This is a genomic window from Vibrio sp. OPT46, from assembly GCF_015163535.1.
GTDB lineage: Bacteria > Pseudomonadota > Gammaproteobacteria > Enterobacterales > Vibrionaceae > Vibrio > Vibrio alginolyticus.
The window spans coordinates 45,501-46,804 of sequence record NZ_JADDYG010000517.1 but is presented as its reverse complement, the minus strand read 5'-3'; the positions used below and the strand labels follow the sequence as shown (position 1 = coordinate 46,804).

Here is a 1,304-nt window from a genome sequence, read left to right as displayed (position 1 = left end):
AAAAGCGGGCGCGAAGCTTATTCAAAACTTCTTAGAATTATAAAAGGGATTTAGTGTGATTATTCCAGCTCTTGACTTAATTGAAGGACAGGTGGTTCGCCTTTATCAAGGTGATTACGGCCAAGTAACTGAGTACAAAGTCGACCCAGCAGAGCAGTTCAACTTGTACCACCAAGCTGGTGCTAACTGGCTGCACTTGGTGGATTTAACTGGCGCGAAAGACACGACAGCACGTCAACTTGATTTAATTGCAAAGCTACTAGCAAGCACGCCAGCGAACATCCAAATCGGTGGCGGAGTGCGCACAGAGCAAGACGTGATTGATCTGCTAGAAGCGGGGGCTCAGCGTGTTGTCGTTGGCTCAACAGCAGTAAAACAGCCAGAGCTTGTGAAAGGTTGGATGGAAAAATACGGCGCAGAGAAAATCGTTCTCGCGTTGGACATCAACATCGATCAAGACGGCACACGTAAAGTGGCGATCTCTGGTTGGCAAGAAGATTCAGGCGTGACTATTGAAGCTCTGATCAACGATTACCTAACGGTAGGTCTACAGCACGTGCTGTGTACTGACATTTCTCGTGACGGTACGCTAGAAGGCTCAAACGTAGAGCTTTACGTCGACCTATGTAAACAGTACCCACAAGTGCAGTTCCAATCTTCAGGCGGCATCGGTTCGCTAGCAGATATCGAAGCGCTAAAAGGCTGCGGTGTGGCAGGCGTGATCGTTGGTCGCGCGTTGTTAGATGGTAAGTTCACAGCAGAGGAGGCGTTTGCATGTTGGCAAAGCGAATAATCCCATGTCTTGATGTACGTGATGGACAAGTGGTCAAGGGCGTCCAGTTCCGTAACCATGAAATCATTGGCGACATCGTTCCTCTGGCACAGCGTTATGCGGAAGAGGGCGCAGACGAGCTCGTGTTCTACGATATTACCGCTTCAAGTGATGGTCGTGTCGTCGATAAAAGTTGGGTCGCTCGCGTTGCAGAAGTTATTGATATTCCTTTCTGTGTGGCTGGTGGTATTAAATCAGCGGAAGACGCAGCGCGCATTCTTGAGTTTGGTGCAGACAAAGTGTCTATCAACTCACCTGCATTGGCGAACCCTCAGTTGATTACTGACCTTGCTGATAAGTTTGGTGTGCAATGTATCGTCGTTGGTATCGATTCATACTACGACAAAGAGACGGGCAAGTATCAGGTTTACCAGTTTACTGGTGATGAAGAACGCACCAAAGCGACCCAATGGGAAACGCGTGATTGGGTGCAAGAAGTACAAAAACGCGGCGCTGGTGAAATCGTACTGAA

The 1,304-nt window shown here is 48.6% G+C and carries 2 protein-coding genes; both read left to right on the top strand.

Features of this window, described 5'->3' with window-relative positions:
• Positions 1-55 precede the first annotated feature (55 nt).
• Complete coding sequence (gene hisA, locus IQR33_RS21195; RefSeq protein ID WP_104978975.1) at positions 56-793, top strand: 1-(5-phosphoribosyl)-5-[(5-phosphoribosylamino)methylideneamino]imidazole-4-carboxamide isomerase; 738 nt, start codon at positions 56-58, stop codon at positions 791-793.
• A partial coding sequence (hisF, locus tag IQR33_RS33890) for an imidazole glycerol phosphate synthase subunit HisF (RefSeq protein WP_228014049.1) occupies positions 775-1,304 on the top strand: 530 nt, incomplete at its 3' end. The genes hisA and hisF, both read left to right, overlap by 19 nt.